This is a genomic window from Kosakonia sp. YIM B13571, from assembly GCF_042788095.1.
Lineage (GTDB): Bacteria > Pseudomonadota > Gammaproteobacteria > Enterobacterales > Enterobacteriaceae > Kosakonia > Kosakonia quasisacchari.
The window spans coordinates 238,453-262,016 of sequence record NZ_JBHZPL010000002.1; the positions used below are offsets into that span (position 1 = coordinate 238,453).

Below are 23,564 nucleotides of genomic sequence, written 5' to 3' on the forward strand. Positions count from 1 at the left end.
GCGCCTGAGTTGGGGGCTGTTCGGCGAATCCGTTTTTACGCCTGGGCGTAAGTCAGGGGGCCTGTTTTTTTCTCTTCCACGGTTAGGTTTTCCGTGTTTTATCCCTCAGCCAGTCGCTTTCTGGCTGAGGGGTAGCGGACACAAGGTTATGGAAACAGATCAGGCGCTCGCCGGAACCCTGAAAACACTCACCAAATCTTTCATTACTCTGGCTTGCTCGTTGAGCATTTCAGACGCGGCAACCGACTCTTCAACCAGCGCCGCATTTTGCTGGGTAGTGGTATCAATCTGACCGATCGCAATGTTGATTTGCTGTACGCCATCACTCTGTTCGAGGCTCGCTTGCTCGATCTCTTTCAGAATGCTGGAGACGTTATCCACGTTCTCGACCATTTCGTCCATTTTACCGTTCACCTGACGCACCATTTCCAGACCGCGCACGCTCTGCTGCGTCGAGTTTTCAATCAGCGCACGAATATCTTTCGACGAGTTCGCCGTTTTCTGCGCCAGATTGCGAACTTCCTGTGCCACCACGGCAAACCCTTTGCCGTGTTCACCCGCGCGTGCCGCTTCAACCGCGGCGTTAAGCGCCAGGATATTGGTCTGGAAGGCGATAGAGTCAATCAAATTAATGATGTCAGACATTTTGTCCGCCGAGCTGCTGATATTGTGGATTTCCTGGGTCAGCGAGGTCATTAATTTACCGTTATCTTTCGCCGCATCACTTGCTCTTGCAGAAAGCTGCGACGCATTTGCCGTATTATCACCCGTATTCTTAACCGTTGAAGAGATTTGCTCCATGGAGGCAGCGGTTTGCTCAATGGAACTGGCTTGCTCTTCCGTTCGGGCAGATAAATCGCGCGTTCCGGCCATGATCTGCGATGCGCCAGTAGCGATATTTTCCGCGCCGCTGCGGATCTCCAGCACAATTTTTTTCAGCTCTTCCTGCATGTGGCCGATTGCGCCTGTCAGTAGCCCCGTTTCGTCTTTTGAGGTGACTTTTATCTCGGTACCCAGATCGCCTTTCGCAATTCTGATTGCCGCATCAACGGCATGCTTGATAGGGCCAACAATGGCGCGTGAAATAATGATTGCCATGATAATGCCGAATATAAAACAGATCAGAGTAATAGAGATCATCACCATTCTGCTCAGGTTGTAATCATGCAAAAAATCGCTATATGACGTTTGCATTTCATCCCGTTGCAGGCTGATAAAATTATTAATCTTCTCTATATACTGGCTTTCATAATTACGTGTATTAATTGAATATTCCGTGATGGCTGCATCAGGGTTGGTTTGAATATTGCCAATGACTTTGCTGCGAGACTGAATATACAGGCTGCGCGCGGCGGTGATTTTTTCTAACAGAGCCTGAGACGCTTTATCATCGGCTTGTTGATTCAGTTGCTTATACAGTTCGCTTATTTGTTGAGACTTGGCTGCAAGGTCTGTAATCAACTGTGCCTTTTTAGCTGCATCTTTTTCAATGATCGCATTAAGAAACAGCGTCGTTGAGCCATTAACATCGCGGATTAAATTATTACCCAGCGCGGTGGTAGGGTAATCTTCGGTGACGATCTTGGATATTTTATTCTTCGCTTCATCAAGCCGGTAAATCGCGTTTCCGGCAATAAAAAGTAATAACAATAATAATATCCCGAAAGATAGCATTATCTTATTTCTGATACTTATACCATTTGGCTTGCTAATCGTTGTTGTATTTTCCATGGTCTTTCCTTAGTGAATTTTATCTGCATGCCTGGCCGCTATAGCGGTCGGCATCTACGTTTTATCGGCCATGAGAATGTATAGATTAGTGATCGATCGTTAAAATCTTAATAAAAATGAAAATAGATAGTTTATATCTATCAATTGTTGTGTGATCGATCGTTGATATATTGTATAAATTTGATGCAACAATTTTTTTGAAAGAAAGTGAAATTGTTAACGTAAATTAAAGAAAGATCATGGAGAGCAGGAATAGCGTAAATGAAATGTATGGTGGCAATAGAACGTAACGCACCGATCTATAGAGGAATATTTATTGCTTAAAACAAATAATCACCTAATTAAATACTTCAGAATTATTGCATAAGAAATGCATCAAACCAGACAGATATCGCCGTTTTTTGTATGCCGCACAGTGTCCTGTGTTCAGCGCGGCATTCATTTTGGCTACTGCAGCAGCATTTTTACGGTCAGTTGCTGATACAGGTCAGATAAGCCGCCAGGTAAACGACACCGCAGGCAACCCCTATTTAATCGTTTTTGCCCATGGGCCCCCGCACCTTTTAGAAAGTATACGTAATGGCAATCACCGCCGAGCTTTCGTTACGACGCAGTACAATTGGGCTGTCTGCCGCGTGATCGTCCAGCCAGGTGTAATTGGCGCTCAACAATGTTCCCCAGTGGGCATCAAATTGATGGCTCCACGTCAGGCTATTATCGATCCCGTAAAATCCCTGGTCTGCGTGGTAGCGCGCATAGCCGGAACGCAGGCTTTGCTTTTGGCTGACACCGTAAAACGTATTCATATATCGGCTATCGCCAAACAGCGCGGCAGACTGAAAAGCCAGCGTATCGCGGGTGGTTTGCACCGGCAGCAAGGTGAGCGACACTTGATACTGCACACCCTGGCTGTCGGTAAGTGGCAGGGTGGCTTTGCTTTCCAGTGTCAGCCAGTCCGTGGCTTGCCAGCCAACCGCCAGCGCGGTATTCATCGTGGCATCAATATTGCCCATGCCTTTTAAGTTTTCGGCACCGTCCCGCCAGCCAGAATCACGATCGGCGCGGCCTAACGCATAGCCCAACGTATGTTCCAGATAAATACCATTGTCGGTTTGCAGGTCATAACCCAGCCCTTTTTGCGAATCAAAAAAGAGCGCATTATCGCGGGCCTGAATCAGCGGAACCACCTGCACTCGTTGCTTGTCTGAACCGCTGTAGCGCGGGGCATATTGCCCGCCAATACCCACTGTCACCCCGTTTTGCACGGCAGGGGTGTCGTCGGCCCTGGCCGTGGAGGCAAACAGGGCCAGCAGTGGACAGGCGCTATACAACACGGTTTTTCTCATTATCATCATCACATCTCGCTGGGTGGAGTAGTATGCTGCGGCGAAGGTTCGCCATGTCCTGACAAGGAATATAGACAGGTCATATCAATAAACGGTCAGGGAATTATTAAGAAATGGTCAAGGTAAGCAAATGATATCCCGTAGAGTGCTTGTGATTGAAGATGATGCCGACGCGGCCAGCGTACTGGAAGCCTATCTGCGACGTGAAAACTATAACGTATCGCTGGCCGGAGATGGTCTGACTGGGCTGGAAATGGCGCAGCGCTGGAAACCCGATCTGATCTTACTGGATATCATGTTGCCGGGCATGAATGGCACCGAGGTGCTGGCGGCGCTACGACGCATTAATGATGTGCCGGTGATCATGGTCACCGCCATGGGGGATACCTCTGAGCGCATAGGGGCATTGCGATACGGAGCCGATGATTATGTGGTGAAACCGTATCACCCTGGCGAAGTGGTGGCGCGTGTGCAGGCGGTGCTGCGGCGCAGCAAACGAACGGCTGTGCAAGAAGAGGTGCTCCGCTGGCAAACGCTGGAGGTGGATACCGTCACCATCACGGCAACGGTAACGCAGGCTGAAAACGGTGTGCGCAGCCTGGAACTGACGCCAACCGAGTTTTCTATTCTGATAACACTGATGCGCCATCCGACCTTGCCGTTTTCCCGCCAGCACTTGCTGGAGCACTGTTTGCCGGAGAGCGAAGCGCTGGAGCGCGTGGTCGATACGCACGTCTATAACTTGCGCAAAAAGCTGGAAAACGCGGGCGTTACGGGCGTTTTAGCGAATGTGCGCGGTATTGGGTACAGGTTCCGCCAACCATGAAAAATCCTGCTCATCAATCGCTGTGGCGCTGGATTTGTGCGCGCATCATCGCGCTGGCTATCGGCGCTGTCATTGTCATTGCCCTGTGTATGTGGCTGCGTTGTGCCGTGCAAAACTACTGGGTTTTGCATGATATGCCGTCTGCGGTGAAGGCGGAGTACCTTGCCCTGCTTGACAATCCGCAGGCGAACCCGGTGCGTTTCCATGAGATCGTTGATAAATGGTGGGGGATAAGCTATTCGAAGCCGTCCATCGCCTCGGCCGACTGGATCATGGTTGGCGTGCTGGTACTGGTGATGATCCCCTTTATTGTGATTATGGGGCTACGTTACGCCCGGCCACTCTCTTTACAGTTCAGCCATTTGCGTGAGGCGGCCGATGAAGTGACGCAAGGCGAATTTGGTCGCCAGGCGGATCTGGTAAAAGACGCACCCGCCGAAGTGGTGCGTTTTGTCAGCGATTTTAACGACATGACCCGCCAGCTGGCGCGATACGACCGGGAGTTGCGCGCGTCGCACGTTGCGATGGCACATGAGCTGCGCTCACCGCTTACGGCCGCTATTGGTCGTTTGCAAGGGATGCTTGATGGCGTCTTCGAACCCAGCCAGCAACAACTGGGGATGGTAATGAAACAGCTGCAACACCTGAGCCGCCTTACGGATGAACTGCATCTGCTCTCGCTGGCTGATGCTGGTCAACTGACGCTTAATCTTCAACCTGTGTCTCTGGAAGATCTGTTAGCCGAGCAGGTCACCTGGATGAAACCGCAAGCTGATGCCGCAGGAATTACCATGGCGGTGACCTCCCGTTCATCTTCGCTGTTTACCGGCGATGCGTTCCGGCTGGGGCAGGTCTTTACCGTGCTGATGGAAAATGCGCTGCGCTATGGCCGGCGGGGCGGTCAGCTTGCGATCCATCTCAGTAAGCAGGGTAACGCGTGGCAGATCGATTTTGAGGATGACGGACCGGGCGTGGAAAACGATTTTCTACCGATCATGTTCGATCGCTTTACCCGCGCGGAAACCTCACGCGCCAGGCATTCCGGCGGCAGCGGGCTGGGGCTTTCTATCGCACGGGCGATATGTGTTGCTCACGGCGGCAGTATCAGCGCGTCGCTCCCCGAAAAAGGCGGGTTGCGAATCAGTATCACGCTTCCTGTGGACGGCCGCGGCGAAAAAAAATTGCACTCTTGATGAATTCTTGACGAAACGTGGAGTGATTCTCGACGCACGCCACGTTAAATGGCGCCATTACCGATCCGGAGTGGCGTTATGTCAGAACAATTCACCGATTATTTTCGTCAGAGCCTGCACCATCTTTTTAATACGGCTCGCGCTTTATCCTTCCTCGCTCTGCTTCCGTTGCTGGTTATGGCGGCGATCATTTTGTTGTTGACGGGGTGCGGCGAAAAAAAAACAGACAACGCCGCGCCGCCCAGACCTGTACGTTATCAGGTTGCCGCGGCGGCTTCGGCAAACCCGGGGACAGTACGAACCGGCGAGATCCGCGCTCATGATGAAACGGTGCTGGCTTTTCGGCTGGATGGCCGCATAGTCAGCCGGCAGGTGGATATCGGGGCGCGCGTACATGCCGGGCAGGTGCTCGCCACGCTGGAAAGTGAGACTGGCAAGAACCAACTGGCCAGCGCCACCGCCGATATGGAAAGCGCCCGCGCCGCTGAACAGCTTGCCGCGCTGAATCTGAACCGGATGCAGAAACTGATGCCCTCTGGCGCGATTGCCCGCACGCAGCTTGATAGTGCGCGTGCCGACTGGCAGTCAGCCGCATCGCGTCTTAAAAGCAGCGCTGCGGCGGTACGCAATGCGCAGGATAATCTGGCCTGGACACAACTGACCGCGCCTGCCGATGGGGTTATCACCCGCGTTAGCGCCTCGGCGGGGCAAGTGGTCAGCGCCGGGGAAAGCATCTTCACGCTGGCGACCAGCGACGCGCGCGATGTGGTTTTTGCTATCGCCGATCCACAATTACTGCCCGCACAGGCAACAAAAACGCCGCCATTTTCGGTCACGCTGCTGTCCGACCCAACGCAGAAAACCACCGGTATATTGCGGGATATCAGCCCGCAGGCCGATCCGCAAACGCGTACATGGCAGGTCAGGGTAACGCTGCAGGCCCCTCCGGCGGCGATGGCGCTGGGAGCCAGCGCCACCGTTAACATGCCGGTATCAATGTCGCCCGGTTTTGTCGTGCCTGCCTCGGCGTTGAGCCGCGTCGGTGATCAGCCGGCGGTCTTTGTTATCGACAAACAGTCGCAGGCGCAGATTCGTACGGTCACGCTTGCGGGCTACACGGCATCTTCTGCGGTGATTGCAAGCGGCATCAGTGCCGGTGACAGGGTCATCACTGCGGGCGTAAGTAAACTGCGCGCCGGTGAAAAAGTGATCCCAGGAGAGCTGCAGCCATGAGCTCTGTTGAAACCAAATCGCGCTTTAACCTCTCGGCCTGGGCGCTTGAACACCAGCAACTGGTGAGCTTTTTTATGATGCTGATTATCGCCACCGGCATCCTCTGTTATGAAAACCTGCCGCGCAATGAAGATCCGGCGTTTACCATCAAAACGGCGGTTGTTTCCGCGCAGTGGCCAGGTGCGACGGTTGCCGACACTACCCGGCTGGTCACCGATGTGCTGGAGAAAAAACTGCAGGAGATCCCGTGGCTGGATTACATCGAAAGCGAAAGCCGGGCGGGCAGCGCCGTTATCTATGTGAATCTGCGAGATGACACCCCGCCACGGCAAGTGCCGGACATCTGGTATCAGGTGCGCAAAAAGATGCAGGACATTGCGCCTTCACTGCCGCAGGGCGTGCAAGGACCCGCAGTGAATGATGAATTTGATGATACGTTCGGCACGATTTATGGCTTCACGGCGGATGGCTACACTGCGCGTGAACTGCGCGATCGGGTAGAAGAGATTCGCCGCGACCTGATGTCAGTGCACGATATCGGCAAAATTACCCTGCTGGGTGAACAGCAAGAACAGATTGTCATTGCTTTTTCTCCCCGGCAACTGGCCGGAATGGGGCTCGATATCCAGCAGATGAGTGATGCGCTCAGTGCGCAAAATGCCGTCGAGCCAGCCGGTATTATTCGTACCGGGCAGGATAACGTTGCGCTGCGGGTCAGCGGCGCGCTGACCACGGAAGAGAGCCTGCGGGCGGTGACTTTGCATATTAACGATCGCTATATCCCTTTAAGCGATATTGCCACCGTGAGCCGCCAGCTTGCCGAGCCGCCAGCGCCGGTGTTTCGTGTCAACGGTCAGCCCGCGATTGGGCTGGCAATTTCAATGGCATCCACGGGCAATATGCTGCGTTTCGGCCAGGTGCTGAACACCAGAATGGCGGAGTTTAAAGCACAACTGCCGCATGGCATTGAGATGACAAAAGTTGCCGATCAGTCTGTTGTCGTGAGCGATGCAGTTAGCGGCTTTGTCCGGGTGCTTGTCGAAGCGGTACTGATTGTCCTTGCCGTTTCTTTTGTCTCGCTGGGAATGCGGGCTGGGCTGGTGGTGGCCGCCGCCATACCGCTGGTGCTGGCGATGACCTTCGCGGGAATGATGCTGGCCGGCATTGGCTTACAACGTATTTCACTGGGCGCACTGATCATTGCGCTTGGCCTGCTGGTCGATGACGCGATGATTACCGTAGAGACCATGGTCGCCAGGCTGGAAGCCGGTGAATCGCGCAAAAGTGCCGCCACCTATGCTTTTAAAACCACCGCGTTTCCGATGCTCACCGGGACGCTGGTGATGATCGCCGGTTTCATTCCCGTCGGCTTTGCCGCGTCCAGCGCTGGCGAATACTGTTTTTCGCTGTTTGCCGTGGTGCTGATAGCGCTACTTTGCTCGTGGGTGGTGGCAATCCTGTTCTCGCCATTGACTGGCGCCTGGCTGCTTCCCGCCAGAATAGAAGGGCACAACAAAGGCAGCGGACGCGTGGCGCGTGCGTATCAGGCTCTGTTGGCACGTGTGCTGCGCCACCGTTTGTTGACCATTGGCATCGCCTTGGCGGCGCTGGCGCTGGCGAGCGAGGGCGCTACCAGAATGCAGGGGGAGTTTTTCCCGGCCTCGGATCGCCCCGAATTGCTGGTCAGCCTGTCGCTGCCCGCCAATACCGCGCAGTCGGAAACGGAAAGGCAAGTCGAGCGGCTGGAAAAAGTGTTGAACGGTAACAAGGATATTGATCACTACACGACCTATGTCGGCTCCGGCGCAATACGTTTTTATCTGCCGATGGATGTTTTGCGGGACAATGAAAACACGGCGCAACTGGTTGTCGTGGCAAAAGATCTGGCGGCGCGCGATCGCCTGCGCCAGCAACTGAATAGTGTGTTGGCAAGCCAGTTCGCCGACCTGACAACGCGCGTTTCGCCGCTGGAGTTAGGGCCGCCGGTGGGGTGGCCAGTGAAATACCGGGTGAGCGGGCCAGATTATGCGCAGGTACAACAACTCGCGCGCCGCCTGGCGGCAAAAATTGGCGCATCTTCGCTTACCCGCGAAGTGAATTTGACCGCCGGTGAGCCGGAAAGAACCATCACCCTGCAGGTAAACCAGACTGCGGCACGGGCGGCTGGCGTTTCATCGCAGAGCATTGCGCAAATGCTGAATACTGTCTGGTCTGGCCGCACCGTGACCACGGTGCGGGATAACGATCGGCTGGTGGATGTGGTCCTCCGTGGCAACGATCATGAGCGGCTGGATATCGGCACGTTATCGACACTGATGTTGCCCGGCGCTAACGGTACGAAAATCCCACTGAACGAAGTGGCAACCCTGGGCTGGGGTGTGGGCGATCCGGTTATCTGGCGTCGCCAGCGGCTGCCGTTTATTACCGTGCAAACCGATCTGGCACCCGGTGTGAGTGCAGAAAATGTATCGGCTGGCCTGCGACCGACGGTAGATAAACTGCGCGCCCGGTTGCCTGCCGGATACCGGATTGAAGAGGGTGGCACGGTGGCGGAATCGGCAAAGGGAAATAGCTCGGTTTACGCGGTGCTACCGGTGACGCTTATTGTGATGTTGGTATTGTTAATGCTCCAGTTGCAGCGTTTTTCCCGTATGTTGCTGGCGGTGTTAATGGCGCCATTTGGTTTGCCGGGCATTGTGCTGGCGATGTTGCCGACCGGAACGCCGATGGGGTTTGTCGCATTACTTGGCGTGATTGCGCTGGCGGGGATGATTATTCGCAACGCGGTTATCCTGATAAGCGAAGTGGACAGCAATCTGGCACAGGGGATGGCCGCGAACGAGGCGATTGCGGCCGCCGCTGAGCACCGTGCCAGACCGATTATGCTGACAGCATGCGCTGCGATTCTGGGCATGATCCCGATTTCACATCAGGTGTTCTGGGGGCCAATGGCGTATGTGATTATCGGCGGACTGGTCGTCGCCACGCTGGTGACGCTTACCGTTTTACCGGCGGCGTTCAGCCTGCTGCTGGATAAAGAAAAACGCCATGAATGAGGGGGAAGCCAGGCGGGCTCATAACACGCAAAACCGAGATGTCTTTAAAGTAAATGTAAAAAGCGCCGATAAGGAAGTGGGGCGCGTGCAGGATTTTTCAGCGTCGAAAATAGATAAAGTAACCAGGATGTTGCCAATAATTTTCTACAAAAAGGATTGATGACAGGCAGACCGCCAGCGCAGGGTGGTCTGCATAAAGGTATTCAAAATGATAAAGGTGCTGAAAAAAAGTATTTCCATATATATAGCAGCGTTATTATTATCTTTTGCTTTTTTTTATATTGTTGCGCAGGTCGCCTACTATGCTTTTATCCACGAAAAGGTAGAGGATTATTCAGAGTCGATACTTTCCCGCAGCGATAATATTATTCTTCAGGTGCAGGAAATTAACGCGTTGCGCGAAGACTTTTCCGTCTATACACCTTGTAGCGATCCTTATCTGCATGCTTTAAGAGAACGGTTATGGCCTTATCCGCTGATAAAAGATATTGGCTATGTTGAAGGCGGCAGAATAATCTGTTCAGCGCTGTGGGGAAAATATAAGGCTCCCTTATCGCTCAATGTTTTCAAAAATAAAGTGAGCAGAGGCAGTTATACCTGGGTTTTTGATGCGCTGATTGAGAGTAACATTGCTGCTGATGTCGTTTATAACAATAATTTTTCTGTCACCGTGTCACCCTTCGCCTTTACTCGTTTTCGCGAAGATTCTACCCGGTGGGGTTTTAATGCGGTTGTTGGGGACTTCAATCACAAGCAACATTTTTTCCGCGTAGGCAATAATACATCGCTGCTCGAAGACATCGAGCATGGTAAAGTGCATGAGCTCTTTTTTATTACGGTGAAATCATGTGATCCGCGGCATGATATATGCGTTGTGGCTGGTGTCAGACACTCTTTTGTGTTCAACGATAACGTTTATATTCTTGTTTTTCTGTTTTGCGTGGCTTCTCTGGTGGGGCTGATTATTGGTGCGTTAATCAGTAAAAATCAGCATGAGAATCAGTCACTATTAACCCGATTAGAAAACGCTATCATTAATAAAGAGTTGCATTTTGTTTATCAACCGCTTTATCGGGTGAAGGATAAAAGTATTATCGGGGTGGAAGTGCTGTTGCGCTGGAATGATAAACAGATGGGAAATATTGGGCCGGATATTTTCATTCCGTTGGCAGAAGAAAATGGCTTGATTAATAAGATAAGTCTCTATGTGGTTGAGCATGCTATCAAAGAGTGCGGCGCCGCGTTGAGAGAAAAAGATATCACACTAAGCATAAATGTCAGTTGTTCAGATATCTGTTCAAAGGTTTTCTATCAGCGGCTTATCGATATCCTGCAACAAGAAGGCGTGGCAGGGAAACATATCATGCTGGAAATCACCGAAAGGCAGAGTGGTCGCATAGAAGATATTATGCAGTCAATATGTTTATATAAAGAGCATGGCGTGTTATTTGCGCTGGATGATTTCGGTACCGGTTATTCGAATTTAAAATGGCTGTCCATGCTGGACGTTGATGAAATAAAAATAGATAAATCACTAACGGATTCTATTGGTACGCAATCCATCAACCGCCATATTCTTCCTGGCCTTATCGCGATGTTTAAAGATATGCCACGCATTATCGTTTTTGAAGGCGTTGAAAATGAAGCTCAACATCTTTTTTTGCAAGGCAATTTACCGGAATCCTGCGCCCAGGGTTGGTATTTTTCCAAAGCATTAGCCTTTTCTGAAGTAGAAAATCTTCTTGTGTAGATAACACGGCCAGTGCATTCATATTTGCGCTGGGGTAGCGAAACGGCTCTGCTGCCTGAGGCGGCTCTGTTTTTACAATCAATGGGTAACACTCTACACTGATGGGCAGTTTCCCCATTGGATGTCCCGGATGACAACACTTAAAAGTAATAATTTCTTCTTTATTATTCTGTTATTACTGGTCAGTCTGGCGTTTTTCAGCCTGATCCAACCTTACTACTCCGCCATTATCTGGGCGGTGATCCTGGCGCTGATTTTTTACCCGCTGCGCATGCGTTTATCGGCGTTGCTCGGCGGGCGTAACGGTGTGGCGTCGCTTATCACCGTGTTGCTGATATGCGTGATTGTCTTTATTCCGTTGATGATGGTGCTCTCCTCGATTGCCGTGGAGGTAAACAGCCTGTACCAGCGGTTGCAGAATAACGGCACCGATTTGCCGCAACTGTTAAGCAACGGGATCGCGCATCTGCCGGAGTGGGCAAAAAATTCACTGCGTGAAAATGATTTCGATTCGGTCGCCTCGATTCGTGAAAAACTTTCCGGCGTGGCGCTAAGCGTTGGGCGTTATCTGGCGGGTAGCGCGGTACTGATCGGTAAAGGCACGCTGGGAATTACTGTCGGCTTCTGTTTGATGGTCTATTTGCTGTTCTTTTTATTGAAAGATGGGGCAGAGCTGGTGCGTAAAATCTACGCCGTGGTGCCGCTGTCGGCGACCATCAAACGCCGCCTGTTCCTGAAATTCGCCGGTGTGGCGCGCGCGACGGTAAAAGGCACGCTGGTCGTGGCAATTGTGCAAGGAGCGCTGGGCGGTATCGGGTTTTGGTTTGCCGGGTTCAACGGCAGCCTGCTGTGGGCGACGCTAATGGCGTTTTTGTCGCTGATTCCGGCGGTGGGGACGGCGATTGTCTGGATCCCGGCGGTGATCTTTCTCTACTCTACCGGCGAGTTGGTCACCGCGACCGTCTTGACGCTCTATTTTGTGATTGTGGTTGGGCTGGCTGACAATATTTTGCGCCCGCTGCTGGTGGGCAAAGATACCCGCATGCCGGACTACCTGATCCTGCTCACTACGCTCGGCGGGCTGCAATTCTTTGGCATTAACGGTTTTGTGCTAGGGCCGACGATTGCCGCGCTGTTTATTACCTCATGGAATTTGCTGGCGCAGTCGCGGGCAAATACGGAAAAACAAGCGCAATAATATATAAAAATGCCGTCTATTGAATTACGGCGGCGTTTTTTATTTGTCGTAAAGAAGTGCAAAGACTTTGAGTAAAATCTTAGCCTGTGATAAATATGGGCGGTGTTTAACTACTGAGGACAATTTATTTCCGCCACGATGAGAAGCAATTCGCGGATAATTGTAATTATATGGACATTCTGTTCAGCGTCTTAAAACCTGATTTTTCCCTCCCGTCTTCTTCCTGCTGCCTGTTGGCAGATGACCAGTACTGGCGCTCTGCGCTGTAGTTTTCTCTCTGCCTGAGCTGGCACGTTGTGCCCGGCTGACATCGTTGTTTTTCCGGTTTTCCGTCGTGCGGTAAGCCGCAGGAAAGTATGTTCTCAAGCAGGAGAAAAAAATGGTTTATTGGATTCTATTAGCCCTGGCAATTATTGCTGAAATAACCGGCACCTTGTCGATGAAATGGGCAAGTATTAGCGATAGTCATCCCGGTTTTATTTTAATGCTGGTGATGATTGCGCTGTCATATATTTTTCTGTCATTCGCGGTTAAAAAAATAGCCCTCGGCGTGGCGTACGCATTATGGGAAGGCGTTGGCATATTCATTATTACTGTCTGTAGCGTCTTTCTTTTTGATGAACCGTTGTCGCCGCTGAAAGCCGCCGGTCTGGCCACGCTGGTGCTGGGGATAGTGCTGATCAAATCCGGGACGCGCAAAACCGTGCGCCAGGAGCGTAACCATGTTGCCGTTTGAGTGGGTTCACGGCCTGTGGCTGGCGATGGCGATTGTGTTGGAGATTGCGGCGAACATCTTTTTAAAATTCTCAGACGGTTTTCGCCGCAAGTTGTATGGTTTCGCTTCACTTTTCGCCGTTTTAGCGGCATTTAGCGCCTTATCGCAGGCAGTAAAGGGTATCGATCTCTCGGTGGCATATGCGCTTTGGGGCGGGTTTGGCATCGTCGCCACCCTCGCCGCCGGTTGGGTGCTCTTTGGGCAGCGCCTGAATTATAAAGGCTGGCTTGGCCTGGCACTGCTGATTGTCGGTATGACGCTGATAAAACTCGCCTAATGTTAAGTTGCCCACGTTTGTGGGCAATGAAATTCGCTGGCTGTATTACGCTTAGGATACTATCTCTTCACACCTCTGTTTCCCTGGACACCAGTAAGGGACGGCCAATGTTTAATCCGTTAAGCTGGCGCAATATTCCCACGGCAAGGACGCTGTTTGTCATGCTCTTTATGGCCGGTATCGGGCTCATTGTTTCCGTTGTCGCGCTGCTCTATCTTTCGCTGCACCTCATTAGCACCAAGGCCAATGAAATTGATGAACATCGCACCGAGCTTTCTGTGCAGGGCGCGATTCAGACGGCGGTAAACAGAACCCGTTCGCTGGTCATTGATAACGCCGTCTGGGATGAAGCGGTTCGTGAAGTGTATCGCCCACAACTGGATACTGCGTGGTTGCACAGTACCTGGGGCGAAGGCTTTAAAATCAATAATCTGTACGACGGCACCTTTGTGCTGGATGAGAAATTCGCCGTGCTGTGGGGCGCGTTTCGCAGCCAACCTTTTACGGAGCCTAATCTCGCGTTTTTTGGCGACGGGCTGGCCGCGCTGATTCGCAACCACAGCGAGCCGCTGCGCGAGGGGAAGGAGGTTTTTGCGGGTATCACCCGCACGCCTGAAGGGGTGGCATTTGTCAGTATCGGGCTTATTCGCCCTGCAACCGGGCGGCTTAACGTCTATGACGCGACGCGCCGCTATCTGGTGATCACCCGTCATCTCAACGCGAAGCTGCTTAGCGATCTGGGAAATACCTTTCAAATTGATGATTTGCGTTTGCAGCCGCGAAATGCCGCTGTAGCCAGCGTACCGTTGCGCGGATCGGCAGGGGAAACCTTAGGGTATCTACGCTGGGCGCCACACTTGCCAGGCGCGCAGGCCGCGCAGGCGGCAGCGGTCAACATTCGCCAGATAGCCGCGCTTGCAGCGGGTTTGATTCTGCTGTTTATCGCACTCAGTAGCGCCGGGCTCTACAAACTGTCGCGCGGGGAAAAGCTGGCGCGCAAAATCGCCCTGACAGATTGGCTAAGCCGTTTACCTAATCGCCGTGCGCTGATCGAACACCTCGACAGCCTGAGCGCAATCGGCGATCCCGAAATGATTAGCGTGGTGTTTATCGACCTCGACGGCTTTAAAGACGTGAATGACATCTACGGCCACGATGTTGGTGACCGGCTGATTGTGACGATAGCCGATACGCTACGGCAAAAAGTGCCGACCGGTGGCATGCTGGCACGGATGGGCGGTGATGAGTTTGCCCTGACACTCAGCGGCCCGTGGTCACTGGAAAAAGCCGATGATTTTGCGCATAACGTGTTGCGCTATCTTGAGACACCCGTGCGCATGGGTAAACGTACTATCCATATTGGCGCCAGCATCGGCGTTGCCAGCGGTACGCTGCTGGAGTGTTCCAGTTCAGAGTTGTTTCGCCGTGCGGATATCGCCATGTATCACTCAAAAATTACCGGTAAAGCGCGGATGACCCATTATGACGCGGCGCTGAACAGCGCGCGTGAACGGCAATTAATGATTGAAAATGATATCCGTGACGGGCTGGAGCGCGATGAGTTTGATGTCTGGTATCAACCGATTGTCGATGCGCAAAGCCAGACGATGATTGGCGTTGAAGCGCTGGCGCGCTGGCCGCGTCGGCCGGATGGCGAACTTAAGCCGGATGATTTTATCCCGGTCGCCGAAACCAGCGGGCTTATCTACGCGCTCGGGCAGTTTGTACTGCGCCGCGCCTGTAGCGATTTGCAGCAGCTTAACCACCTGAAGTTGTCGGTCAATATCTCCCCTGCGCAATTTCGCGATCCGGAATTTGAAGACAAAGTGGCGCGGGTGCTGGAAACCTGCCTGTTCCCGGCGCACCGCTTACAGCTGGAGGTGACGGAAACTTACGTGCTGGAAAATCCGGAGCGCGCCCGTTCGGCCATCGCCAATCTGAAAGCGTTGGGCACGGCGGTTGCGCTGGATGATTTCGGGACGGGCTATTCGAGTATTGGTTACCTGCGGCGCTTTAATTTCGACACCATAAAAATTGATAAATCGCTGGCCGGGTTGGTGGACGACGATGAACAAGCCTCGGCGCTGGTGAGCGGCACGATTCGTATTGCCAGCGCGCTGGGCATGCAGGTGGTGGCGGAAGGTGTGGAAAATGAGAAACAGATGAAACTGCTGCGGCTGGCCGGCTGCGACCAGCTACAGGGTTACTATTTCAGCGCGCCGATGCCGCTCAATGATATTTTGCAGTTACCTTTGCTGCGACAGCGCTGAATCACTCGTCTGACTCTTTGGCTAGCGCTTCCAGTTTGTCGCGAAAACCGGTTACTGAAATGGCGCGGTTGTCGGCGCGCCAGCGGTCTTTCGCCGCCGGCGCCGAGCTTTGTACGGCAATGAGCTGCCAGCCCGCATCAGTTTTTAACATCAAGGGGGAACCGCTGTCGCCCGGCAGCGTGTCGCACTGGTGCGACAAGACGCTATTTTGCGCCCAACCCGTGACCACACAATCCTGGTGGCTGAACAGGCTATCAAGGTGATCTTCCGGATAACCCGCCTGCGTAACTTTACGATCGGTCGCTTTTAGCGCGGCGGTGAGCTCATCTTTATCGCCGACAAAGATCGGCAGGGGCGTGATGCCTGACGGTGGATAACGTAACACGATTAGCCCGAAATCCCATGGCGCGGCGGCAGAAGGGACAATCCAGCCATCACCGTCGGCTTTCAGACGGTGGCCGAGCGACGGATCGACACGGCCTTCGATACCGTGAATTTCATACCGCCAACTGCCTCTTTGCGAAACAAAGCGCAGTGCTACGGCTTTGTCCGCTTTGCCGTGCGGCGGCGTTAACAGACAGTGCCCGGCGGTTAATGCCAGGTGCGGAGAAATCAGCGTTGCTGTGCAAAGATTGCCGCTGGCGGTTTCCAGTTGGCCAATCGCATCCCACGGTGCTTTTGTCGGGGTGGGAACAGGGATCCTGTCATCATGACCAAAAAAGAGCGTTTTCACATCACGGGCGCTTATTGCGTCATCGCCGCCATCGTCAGCATGTCCAACAGCGGAAAACAAAAACAGCGGTCCCAGCAACAGCACAACGGTTTTTCGCATATCACACTCTGGTGGGGTAATTATGATTATTAACGTAAGCCCAGATAAACAAATATAGACGGGACGAGAAGAAAGTGGGAGTAAAATCAGCGTGCTACATTAATAAAGATAAAAGCGGACGGCAATCAGTGCGCAGATGATCAACATCGCCAGAATCACTTCAAAACGATAACGTCGCAGCATCATAGGCCCTCCAGAGAAAAACGGCGCTTCACCCGAAGGGCTCAGCGCCGACTTATCACAGCGTTCTGATACGAACGCCGGTATCAGATACGTTTACTTATGCAGCCGGTTGTGCAGCCGGTTTGGTCGCAGTGTGTTTAACGTGTTTTTTGTGGTGTTTTTTCGCAGCCTGAGCTTTCTGCTCTACAGCCGGTTTAGCTGCTTTTTTGTGGTGTTTTTTCACTTTCGCAGCCTGAGCTTTTTGCTCTACAGCCGGTTTAGCCGCTTTTTTGTGTTTCTTATGCATTTTTTTAGCCGGTGCAGCTTTAGTGGTCGCAGCCGGTGCAGCGGTTGTTGCTGCCGGAGCAGCAGCCGGAGCTTGAGTTGAAGTAGCGGTGTCAGCAGCGAAAGCAGCAGAAGACAGACCCAGAGCAGCGGCAACAACCAGAGCTAATACTTTTTTCATTCCGATATCCTCGAATTGGTTTCTTCATTCAACCCCACTGCGGGGCCGTTGAAAGAACTATATCCCTGTAATTGAACGCCTTCCGTGAGTGATTGGTTTCGGCGTGTAACGTAATGTACAGAGCGAGGGACCGCGCCGAAACTTCAGCTCCGGCGCAGGTGTATCAGAGGTAACGGCGGATAAGATGCTGGTGGAAATAGTCGGCGTTTAGCGCTTCGCCAGTGGCGTTTTGAATAAGCTGCTCGGTACTGAAGCGGCTGCCGTGCTGCCAGATGTTTTGTCGCAGCCAGTCGAATAGCTCCGTAAGATCGCCTGCGGCAATCGCCTCGTCCAGCCCCGGCAGCGCGGTACGCGCGGCGTGGAACAACTGAGCAGCGTACATGGCGCCGAGCGTATACGACGGGAAATAACCAAAGCCGCCATCGGTCCAGTGAATATCCTGCATGCAGCCGTTGCGGTAGTTGCCTTCGGTGGAAAGCCCCAGCCAGGCCTGCATTTTTTCATTCCACAAACCGGGAATGTCGTCGACTTCAATCTCACCGTCGATCAGCGCGCGTTCAATCTCATAGCGCAGAATGACATGCGCCGGGTAACTCACTTCGTCCGCATCGACACGGATATAACCCGGTTTTACACGCTGGTTCCAGGCGACAAAGTTGTGCTCTTCAAACGCCGGTTGCATACCGAAACGTTCAATAATGGCCGGTTGCAGACGGCGCAGGAAAGCCTCGCTGCGGCCTAACTGCATTTCGAAGAACAGGCTTTGTGATTCATGGATCGCCGTGGAACGCGCCAGGGCAATGGGTTGGCCCGGCCAACTGCGCGGTAGGTTTTGTTCATAACGCGCGTGGCCGGTTTCATGCACCACGCCGAACAGCGCGCTCAGCAACTCATTTTCATCGTAACGCGTGGTGATACGCACATCTTCCGGTACGCCGCCGCAGAACGGATGGGCACTGACATCGAGGCGCCCGCCGTTAAAGTCGAAACCGAGTTCCTTCATCGCCTGCAAACCCAGCTCGCGCTGGTCGGCAATCGGGAACGGCCCCTGCGGGGCAATCAGCGCTTGCTGCTCCTGCTTTGCCACCGCTTTTTTCAGCAGATCTGGCAGCCAGGATTTTACCTCGCCAAACAGTTCATCAAGCCGGGCGCTGGTCATATCCGGCTCGAATTTATCCAGCAGCGCATCATACGGCGAACATCCTTTCGCGGCGGCCCGCAAGTTGGCCTCTTCACGGGCTAGTTTAACCACCTCTTTCAGGTTGGCTGAAAAGCCTGTCCAGTCATTGGCGGGGCGCTGTGTGCGCCAGGCGTGCTCACATTTGCTGCCCGCCAGCGACTGCGCTTCAACCAGCGATTCCGGCAGCAACGCGGCTTCCTGATAGTGCCGTTCAATTTCGCGCAGGTTGGCCTGCTCAATATCGTCCAGATCTTCTTGCCGCGCGTTGGCAATCCACTCGCCGACCTGTTTATCGGTCAGGATCTGGTGGCGCAGGACACTTAATTCTGCCAGCGCTTCGCCGCGCGCCGCGCTACCGCCTGGCGGCATCATGGCAAACATATCCCAACTGGCAATAGAAGCGAGGTGTGAAAAGCGCGACAGGCGCAGGAATGTGCGGGTGAGTTGGTGATAATTATGCTTGTCCATAATGCCTCTGATTTTTAGCGTACGATCGTGTAACCACCTAAAAGTAGTAGTTATTCAATACATTTCCTGAACTGTACCATAATAGGAATAATCTATTTAAATAACCAATGCCAACGCGTGACTCAGTAAAATTATGAATCCATTTGTTTGGGTAATATTTGCTCTACTGGCACTTGATGCGGTGCGGGAATTAATGGGCACGGCCTCGATTTTTAGTCTGTTTTGACACACACGGGTACAGCGTAAACAAAAAAGCCCCGCATGCGCAGGGCCTTTGACTATCGCGGCATTAATGCAGGCGAGAGTGGAGCCTGCTTCCCACCAAAATGGCAATCACTAGCATGGCGGCGATAAAACCGCCGACGCCGTTCCAGCCATAACTGTGCCAGAACACACCGCCTAATGTCCCCGCCACACTGGAACCAAGATAGTAGCTAAATAAATAGAGCGATGACGCCTGGCCTTTGGCGCGCCGTGCGCGCGGGCCGATCCAACTGCTGGCGACGGAATGGGCGGCAAAAAAGCCTGCGGTAAACAGCAGCATGCCAATGAAAATTAACCCCAGCGTTGAGAACAGCGTGAGCAGCAGTCCCAGCAGCATGATGGCGGTTGCGCCGACCATTACCGGCCCGCGCCCATATTTATTGGTCATCATCCCGGCTTTCGGCGAACTCCAGGTGCCCGTCAAATAGGCGACGGAAAGCAGGCCCACCACCGCCTGGCTCAGCGTCCACGGCGATTGCATCAGGCGGTAACCGATGTAGTTAAACAGGGTGACGAACGAGCCCATCAGCAAAAAGCCTTCCAGGAACAGCAGCGGCAGCCCCTGGTCGCGCCAGTGCAGACGGAAATTGATAAACAGTGTTTTTGGGCGCAGCGAGATTGGGCGGAAATGGCGTGATTCTGGCAGGATCCGCCAGAACATCAGCGCGGAGGCCAGCGCAAAACAGCCAATCACCGCCAGCGCAATACGCCAGTTGAAAAAGTCAGTAAACACACCGCTCAGCAAGCGTCCGCTCATCCCACCAATGGAGTTGCCGCTGATATACAGCCCCATCGAGAAGGCAACAAAACTGGGGTGGATCTCTTCACTTAAATAGGTCATGCCAACCGCGGCGACGCCACTCAGTGATAGACCAATCAATGCGCGCATCACCAGGATCCCGTGCCAGCTAGTCATCATTGTTGATAACAATGTGCAGCACGATGCCAACAGCAGCGCGGTAACCATCACTTTTTTTCGCCCGATGGCGTCAGAAAGCGGACCGGTAAACAGCAGACCAATCGCCAGCATGGCAGTGGAAATGGAGAGGGAAATACTGCTGCTGGCTGGGGAGACACCAAATTCCAGGGACAGCACCGGCAAAATGGGTTGAACGCAGTACAGCAGGGCGAATGTCGCCAGCCCGGCGGAAAAGAGCGCCAGTGTGACGCGCATAAATTGGGGAGTACCACGTTTAATAAAGTGTCCCGGCAAAGAGACTGGTTTTTCGTCGACGACGCTTGCCGGCCCGGTGTCAACGGTTGTTGTACGACTCACTAGAGATCCTTAACGTTTATACCCGTGATTTTGGTGACGGGCTTACCACGTCGCTAAGGGTATGAAAGTGACAATATTCTGTCTAATATATTAATAATCTCAAATAAGATGTTTTAAATATGAATATCGAACTGCGGCATTTGCGCTACTTTATTGCTGTCGCCGAGGAGCTGCATTTTGGTCATGCGGCGGCGCGGCTGAATATCTCGCAGCCGCCGTTAAGCCAGCAAATCCAGATCCTCGAACAGCAAGTCGGTGCACGCTTGCTTGCCCGCACCAACCGCAGTGTGTCGCTCACGCCCGCCGGGCGGCAGTTTTTGGCGGATAGCCGACAAATTTTAAGCCAGGTTGATGAAGCTGCCGCCCGCGCCATGCGCTTGCACCAGGGAGAGACCGGGGAGCTGCGCATTGGTTTTACCTCCTCCGCACCGTTCATAAAAGCGGTCTCCGACACGCTCTCGTCGTTCCGTCAGCGTTACCCGGATGTGCATATCCAGACGCGCGAAATCAACACCCGCGAACAGATATCACCGCTAAATGAAGGCCTGCTGGATTTGGGGCTGATGCGTAACACGCCGTTACCGGAGACGCTGGCCTGGGAGGTGATTCTGCGTGAGCCGTTGCTGGCGATGATCCACAAAGATCATCCTTTAGCACTGCGCTCGGCGGTATCGCTGGTCGAGCTGGCGCAGGAACCGTTTGTCTTTTTTGATCCCCATGTCGGTACAGGTTTGTATGACGAGATCCTCGGTCTGATGCGCCGTTATCAGCTGACGCCAACCATTACGCAGGAAGTGGGTGAAGCGATGACCATTATCGGCCTGGTGGCGGCCGGGTTAGGGGTGTCGATTTTACCGGCGTCATTCCGGCGTGTGCAGCTAACGGAAATGCGCTGGGTGCCGATTATTGAAGCAGATGCGGTATCGGAAATGTGGTTAGTCTGGTCAAAACATCATGAGCAGGGCAGTGCCGCCGCACGCTTTAAGCAGCAGTTGTTCGCCGCGGTTGACGGATAAATTTTGTGCATAAGTCATTGCAAAATGTGCTGTAAATCACACGCCGGGGTAAATATTTGACGGCGACCAGTGAAGTGTTTCACCATAGCCGAACGTTTATTTCGAAGCGTGAAAATAAGGGAGTCAGAGGTGGTTGCTGATAGTCAGCCTGGGCATATTGATCAAATAAAGCAGACCAACGCGGGGGCGGTGTACCGCCTGATTGATCAGCTTGGCCCGGTGTCGCGCATCGATCTCTCACGCCTGGCGCAGCTTGCTCCGGCCAGTATTACGAAAATTGTGCGCGAAATGCTTGAAGCCCACCTCGTGCAGGAGACGGAAATTCAGGAGCCAGGCAGCCGCGGACGTCCGGCGGTCGGGCTGGTTGTCGAGACCGAAGCCTGGCACTACCTTTCTCTGCGCATTAGCCGCGAAGAGATCTTCCTTTCTTTGCGTGACCTTAGCAGTAAGCTGGTGGTGGAAGACCGCCTTGAGTTACCGCTGGTGGCTGAACTGCCGCTGCTGGATCGCATTATTCTGCATATTGACCGCTTTTTTACCCGCCACCAGAACAAACTGGAACGTTTGACCGCTATCGCGATTACGATGCCCGGCATTATTGATACCGAAAACGGTATTGTTCACCGCATGCCCTTTTATGACGATGTCAAAGATATGCCGCTGGGTGAAGCGCTGGAAAAGCACACTGGCGTGCCGGTGTATGTCCAGCATGACATCAGCGCATGGACGATGGCTGAAGCCTTGTTTGGCGCGTCGCGCGGGGCAAGGGATGTCATTCAGGTGGTTATCGATCACAACGTTGGGGCAGGGGTGATTACCGACGGGCGCTTATTGCATGCGGGAAGCAGCAGTCTGGTGGAAATTGGTCACACGCAGGTCGATCCCTATGGCAAACGCTGTTATTGCGGCAACCACGGTTGCCTCGAAACCATTGCCAGCGTCGAGAGTGTGCTGGAACTCGCGCAATTGCGCATGAGCCAGTCAATGAGTTCGATGCTGCACCAAAAGCCGCTTACCGTGGAATGGCTCTGCCAGGCTGCGCAGCAGGGCGATTTATTGGCGAAAGATATCATTAGCGGCGTGGGTGCGAACATTGGCCGCATTCTTGCCATCATGGTGAATTTGTTCAATCCGCAAAAAATACTGATTGGCTCGCCGCTCAGCAAAGCGGCAGACGTTCTTTTCCCCGCCATTGCCGCGTGCATTCGCCAGCAGGCGTTGCCCGCGTACAGCCAGCACATTAGCGTGGAAAGCACGCAATTTACCAACCAGGGCACCATGGCCGGTGCGGCGCTGGTAAAAGACGCGATGTATAACGGATCTTTACTTATCCGTTTGTTGCAGGGGTAACATTTTTACACTGTTGCCATAAAAATTGCGCTACCTCAATCTTGCCCCCTGGCAGTTACCTTAGACTTTCCCCACTGAATTATTTTCCTGGTTTATATTTTCGTAGAACAACGGTGGGTTGAGTGATGCTTAAGCGTTTCTTTGTAACGGGTACAGACACTTCTGTCGGAAAGACAGTAGCGTCCCGCGCGCTACTCCAGGCACTGGCAGCCAGTGGTAAAACGGTGGCAGGTTACAAACCTGTTGCCAAAGGGAGTAAAGAGACGCCGGAAGGGCTGCGCAATAAAGACGCGCTGGTACTGCAAAGCGTTTCGTCACTGGAGCTACCTTACCAGGCGGTCAACCCCATCGCATTAAGCGAAGAAGAGAGCAGCGTCGCGCACAGTTGCCCCATTAATTACACCCTGTTGTCAAATGGTCTGGCTGATCTTTGCGATCGCGTCGATCATGTGGTTGTGGAAGGCACTGGCGGCTGGCGTAGCTTAATGAACGACTTACGCCCGCTTTCGGAGTGGGTGGTGCAGGAGCAGATGGCAGTGGTTATGGTGGTGGGTATTCAGGAAGGGTGTCTCAACCACGCCTTGCTGACCGCGCAGGCCATCGCCAGCGACGGCTTGCCGCTGATTGGCTGGGTGGCGAACCGCATCAATCCAGGGCTTGCGCACTACGCCGAAATTATCAACGTGCTGAGCAAAAAACTGCCCGCGCCGCTGGTCGGGGAGTTACCGTATCTGCCGCGCCCGGAACAGCGCGATTTGGCGCAATACATCAACCTGCAAATGGCGACCGGCATGTTAGTTGCCGACCGTATACTGGCCTGACGCGGGCCGTTCGCCCACAGCCTGCAGTTCCTGTTTCTCTGCTTATACTTTTTCTTGCATTTGATGCAAAAGTA

18 protein-coding genes are annotated in these 23,564 nt (G+C 53.3%); 12 read left to right on the forward strand and 6 right to left on the reverse strand.

The features are described 5' to 3' along the window. Positions 1-159: 159 nt before the first annotated feature. Positions 160-1,731: a methyl-accepting chemotaxis protein gene (locus ACFX4O_RS06275; RefSeq protein ID WP_380207775.1), complete on the reverse strand. Its 1,572-nt coding sequence runs from the start codon at positions 1,729-1,731 to the stop codon at positions 160-162. Positions 1,732-2,294: 563 nt separating this feature from the next. Continuing rightward, a complete protein-coding gene (locus tag ACFX4O_RS06280) occupies positions 2,295-3,083 on the reverse strand; it encodes a MipA/OmpV family protein (RefSeq protein WP_380208033.1) in 789 nt (262 codons plus the stop codon). Between the two features lie 124 nt (positions 3,084-3,207). Here ACFX4O_RS06280 and ACFX4O_RS06285 point away from each other — a divergent pair, with 124 nt between their 5' ends. The 9 genes from ACFX4O_RS06285 to ACFX4O_RS06325 all read left to right on the forward strand — a co-directional run bounded on the left by ACFX4O_RS06285 (position 3,208) and on the right by ACFX4O_RS06325 (position 15,655). Then, positions 3,208-3,903, forward strand: a complete 696-nt coding sequence (locus tag ACFX4O_RS06285) for a response regulator (RefSeq protein WP_380207776.1) — start codon at positions 3,208-3,210, stop codon at positions 3,901-3,903. Next, positions 3,900-5,096 carry a sensor histidine kinase gene (locus ACFX4O_RS06290; protein ID WP_380207777.1) on the forward strand — a complete coding sequence of 399 codons (1,197 nt, stop codon included), beginning with the start codon at positions 3,900-3,902 and terminating at the stop codon, positions 5,094-5,096. Before ACFX4O_RS06285 ends, ACFX4O_RS06290 begins: the two co-directional genes overlap by 4 nt. Before the next feature lie 78 nt (positions 5,097-5,174). Beyond that, positions 5,175-6,329, forward strand: coding sequence for an efflux RND transporter periplasmic adaptor subunit (locus ACFX4O_RS06295; protein ID WP_380207778.1), 1,155 nt, complete (start codon positions 5,175-5,177; stop codon positions 6,327-6,329). Continuing rightward, positions 6,326-9,385 carry an efflux RND transporter permease subunit gene (locus ACFX4O_RS06300; RefSeq protein WP_380207779.1) on the forward strand — a complete coding sequence of 1,020 codons (3,060 nt, stop codon included), beginning with the start codon at positions 6,326-6,328 and terminating at the stop codon, positions 9,383-9,385. The genes ACFX4O_RS06295 and ACFX4O_RS06300 overlap by 4 nt, the downstream gene beginning before the upstream one ends. Positions 9,386-9,593: 208 nt before the next feature. Continuing rightward, positions 9,594-11,135: an EAL domain-containing protein gene (locus ACFX4O_RS06305; RefSeq protein ID WP_380207780.1), complete on the forward strand. Its 1,542-nt coding sequence runs from the start codon at positions 9,594-9,596 to the stop codon at positions 11,133-11,135. A 130-nt stretch (positions 11,136-11,265) separates the two neighbouring features. After that, the gene (locus ACFX4O_RS06310; RefSeq protein ID WP_380207781.1) at positions 11,266-12,333 is read left to right on the forward strand and encodes an AI-2E family transporter; all 1,068 of its coding nucleotides are present in this window, start codon (positions 11,266-11,268) and stop codon (positions 12,331-12,333) included. A 379-nt stretch (positions 12,334-12,712) separates the two neighbouring features. Beyond that, entirely contained in the window at positions 12,713-13,069 is a 357-nt protein-coding gene (gene mdtJ / locus ACFX4O_RS06315) for a multidrug/spermidine efflux SMR transporter subunit MdtJ (protein WP_380207782.1), read from the forward strand. Then, positions 13,056-13,385 carry a multidrug/spermidine efflux SMR transporter subunit MdtI gene (gene mdtI / locus ACFX4O_RS06320; protein WP_131412363.1) on the forward strand — a complete coding sequence of 110 codons (330 nt, stop codon included), beginning with the start codon at positions 13,056-13,058 and terminating at the stop codon, positions 13,383-13,385. The genes mdtJ and mdtI overlap by 14 nt, the downstream gene beginning before the upstream one ends. Before the next feature lie 107 nt (positions 13,386-13,492). Then, positions 13,493-15,655: a putative bifunctional diguanylate cyclase/phosphodiesterase gene (locus ACFX4O_RS06325; protein ID WP_380207783.1), complete on the forward strand. Its 2,163-nt coding sequence runs from the start codon at positions 13,493-13,495 to the stop codon at positions 15,653-15,655. Position 15,656: 1 nt separating this feature from the next. On the opposite strand, the gene ACFX4O_RS06330 is transcribed toward ACFX4O_RS06325, so the two are convergent. The 4 genes from ACFX4O_RS06330 to ACFX4O_RS06345 all read right to left on the reverse strand — a co-directional run bounded on the left by ACFX4O_RS06330 (position 15,657) and on the right by ACFX4O_RS06345 (position 20,303). Continuing rightward, the gene (locus ACFX4O_RS06330) at positions 15,657-16,487 is read right to left on the reverse strand and encodes a serine protease (protein WP_131412367.1); all 831 of its coding nucleotides are present in this window, start codon (positions 16,485-16,487) and stop codon (positions 15,657-15,659) included. Positions 16,488-16,767: 280 nt separating this feature from the next. Then, on the reverse strand, positions 16,768-17,115 hold the full coding sequence (asr, locus tag ACFX4O_RS06335; protein ID WP_017456668.1) for an acid resistance repetitive basic protein Asr: 348 nt from the start codon (positions 17,113-17,115) through the stop codon (positions 16,768-16,770). 163 nt (positions 17,116-17,278) lie between these two features. Further along, the gene (locus ACFX4O_RS06340) at positions 17,279-18,763 is read right to left on the reverse strand and encodes a carboxypeptidase M32 (RefSeq protein WP_380207784.1); all 1,485 of its coding nucleotides are present in this window, start codon (positions 18,761-18,763) and stop codon (positions 17,279-17,281) included. A gap of 289 nt (positions 18,764-19,052) precedes the next feature. After that, complete coding sequence (locus ACFX4O_RS06345) at positions 19,053-20,303, reverse strand: MFS transporter (protein ID WP_380207785.1); 1,251 nt, start codon at positions 20,301-20,303, stop codon at positions 19,053-19,055. Positions 20,304-20,422: 119 nt separating this feature from the next. Here ACFX4O_RS06345 and ACFX4O_RS06350 point away from each other — a divergent pair, with 119 nt between their 5' ends. The 3 genes from ACFX4O_RS06350 to bioD all read left to right on the forward strand — a co-directional run bounded on the left by ACFX4O_RS06350 (position 20,423) and on the right by bioD (position 23,490). Beyond that, on the forward strand, positions 20,423-21,319 hold the full coding sequence (locus ACFX4O_RS06350; protein WP_380207786.1) for a LysR family transcriptional regulator: 897 nt from the start codon (positions 20,423-20,425) through the stop codon (positions 21,317-21,319). 129 nt (positions 21,320-21,448) lie between these two features. Beyond that, a complete protein-coding gene (gene mlc / locus ACFX4O_RS06355) occupies positions 21,449-22,669 on the forward strand; it encodes a sugar metabolism global transcriptional regulator Mlc (RefSeq protein WP_131412375.1) in 1,221 nt (406 codons plus the stop codon). Positions 22,670-22,794: 125 nt separating this feature from the next. Next, positions 22,795-23,490, forward strand: a complete 696-nt coding sequence (gene bioD, locus ACFX4O_RS06360; RefSeq protein WP_045513380.1) for a dethiobiotin synthase — start codon at positions 22,795-22,797, stop codon at positions 23,488-23,490. Positions 23,491-23,564: the final 74 nt, after the last annotated feature.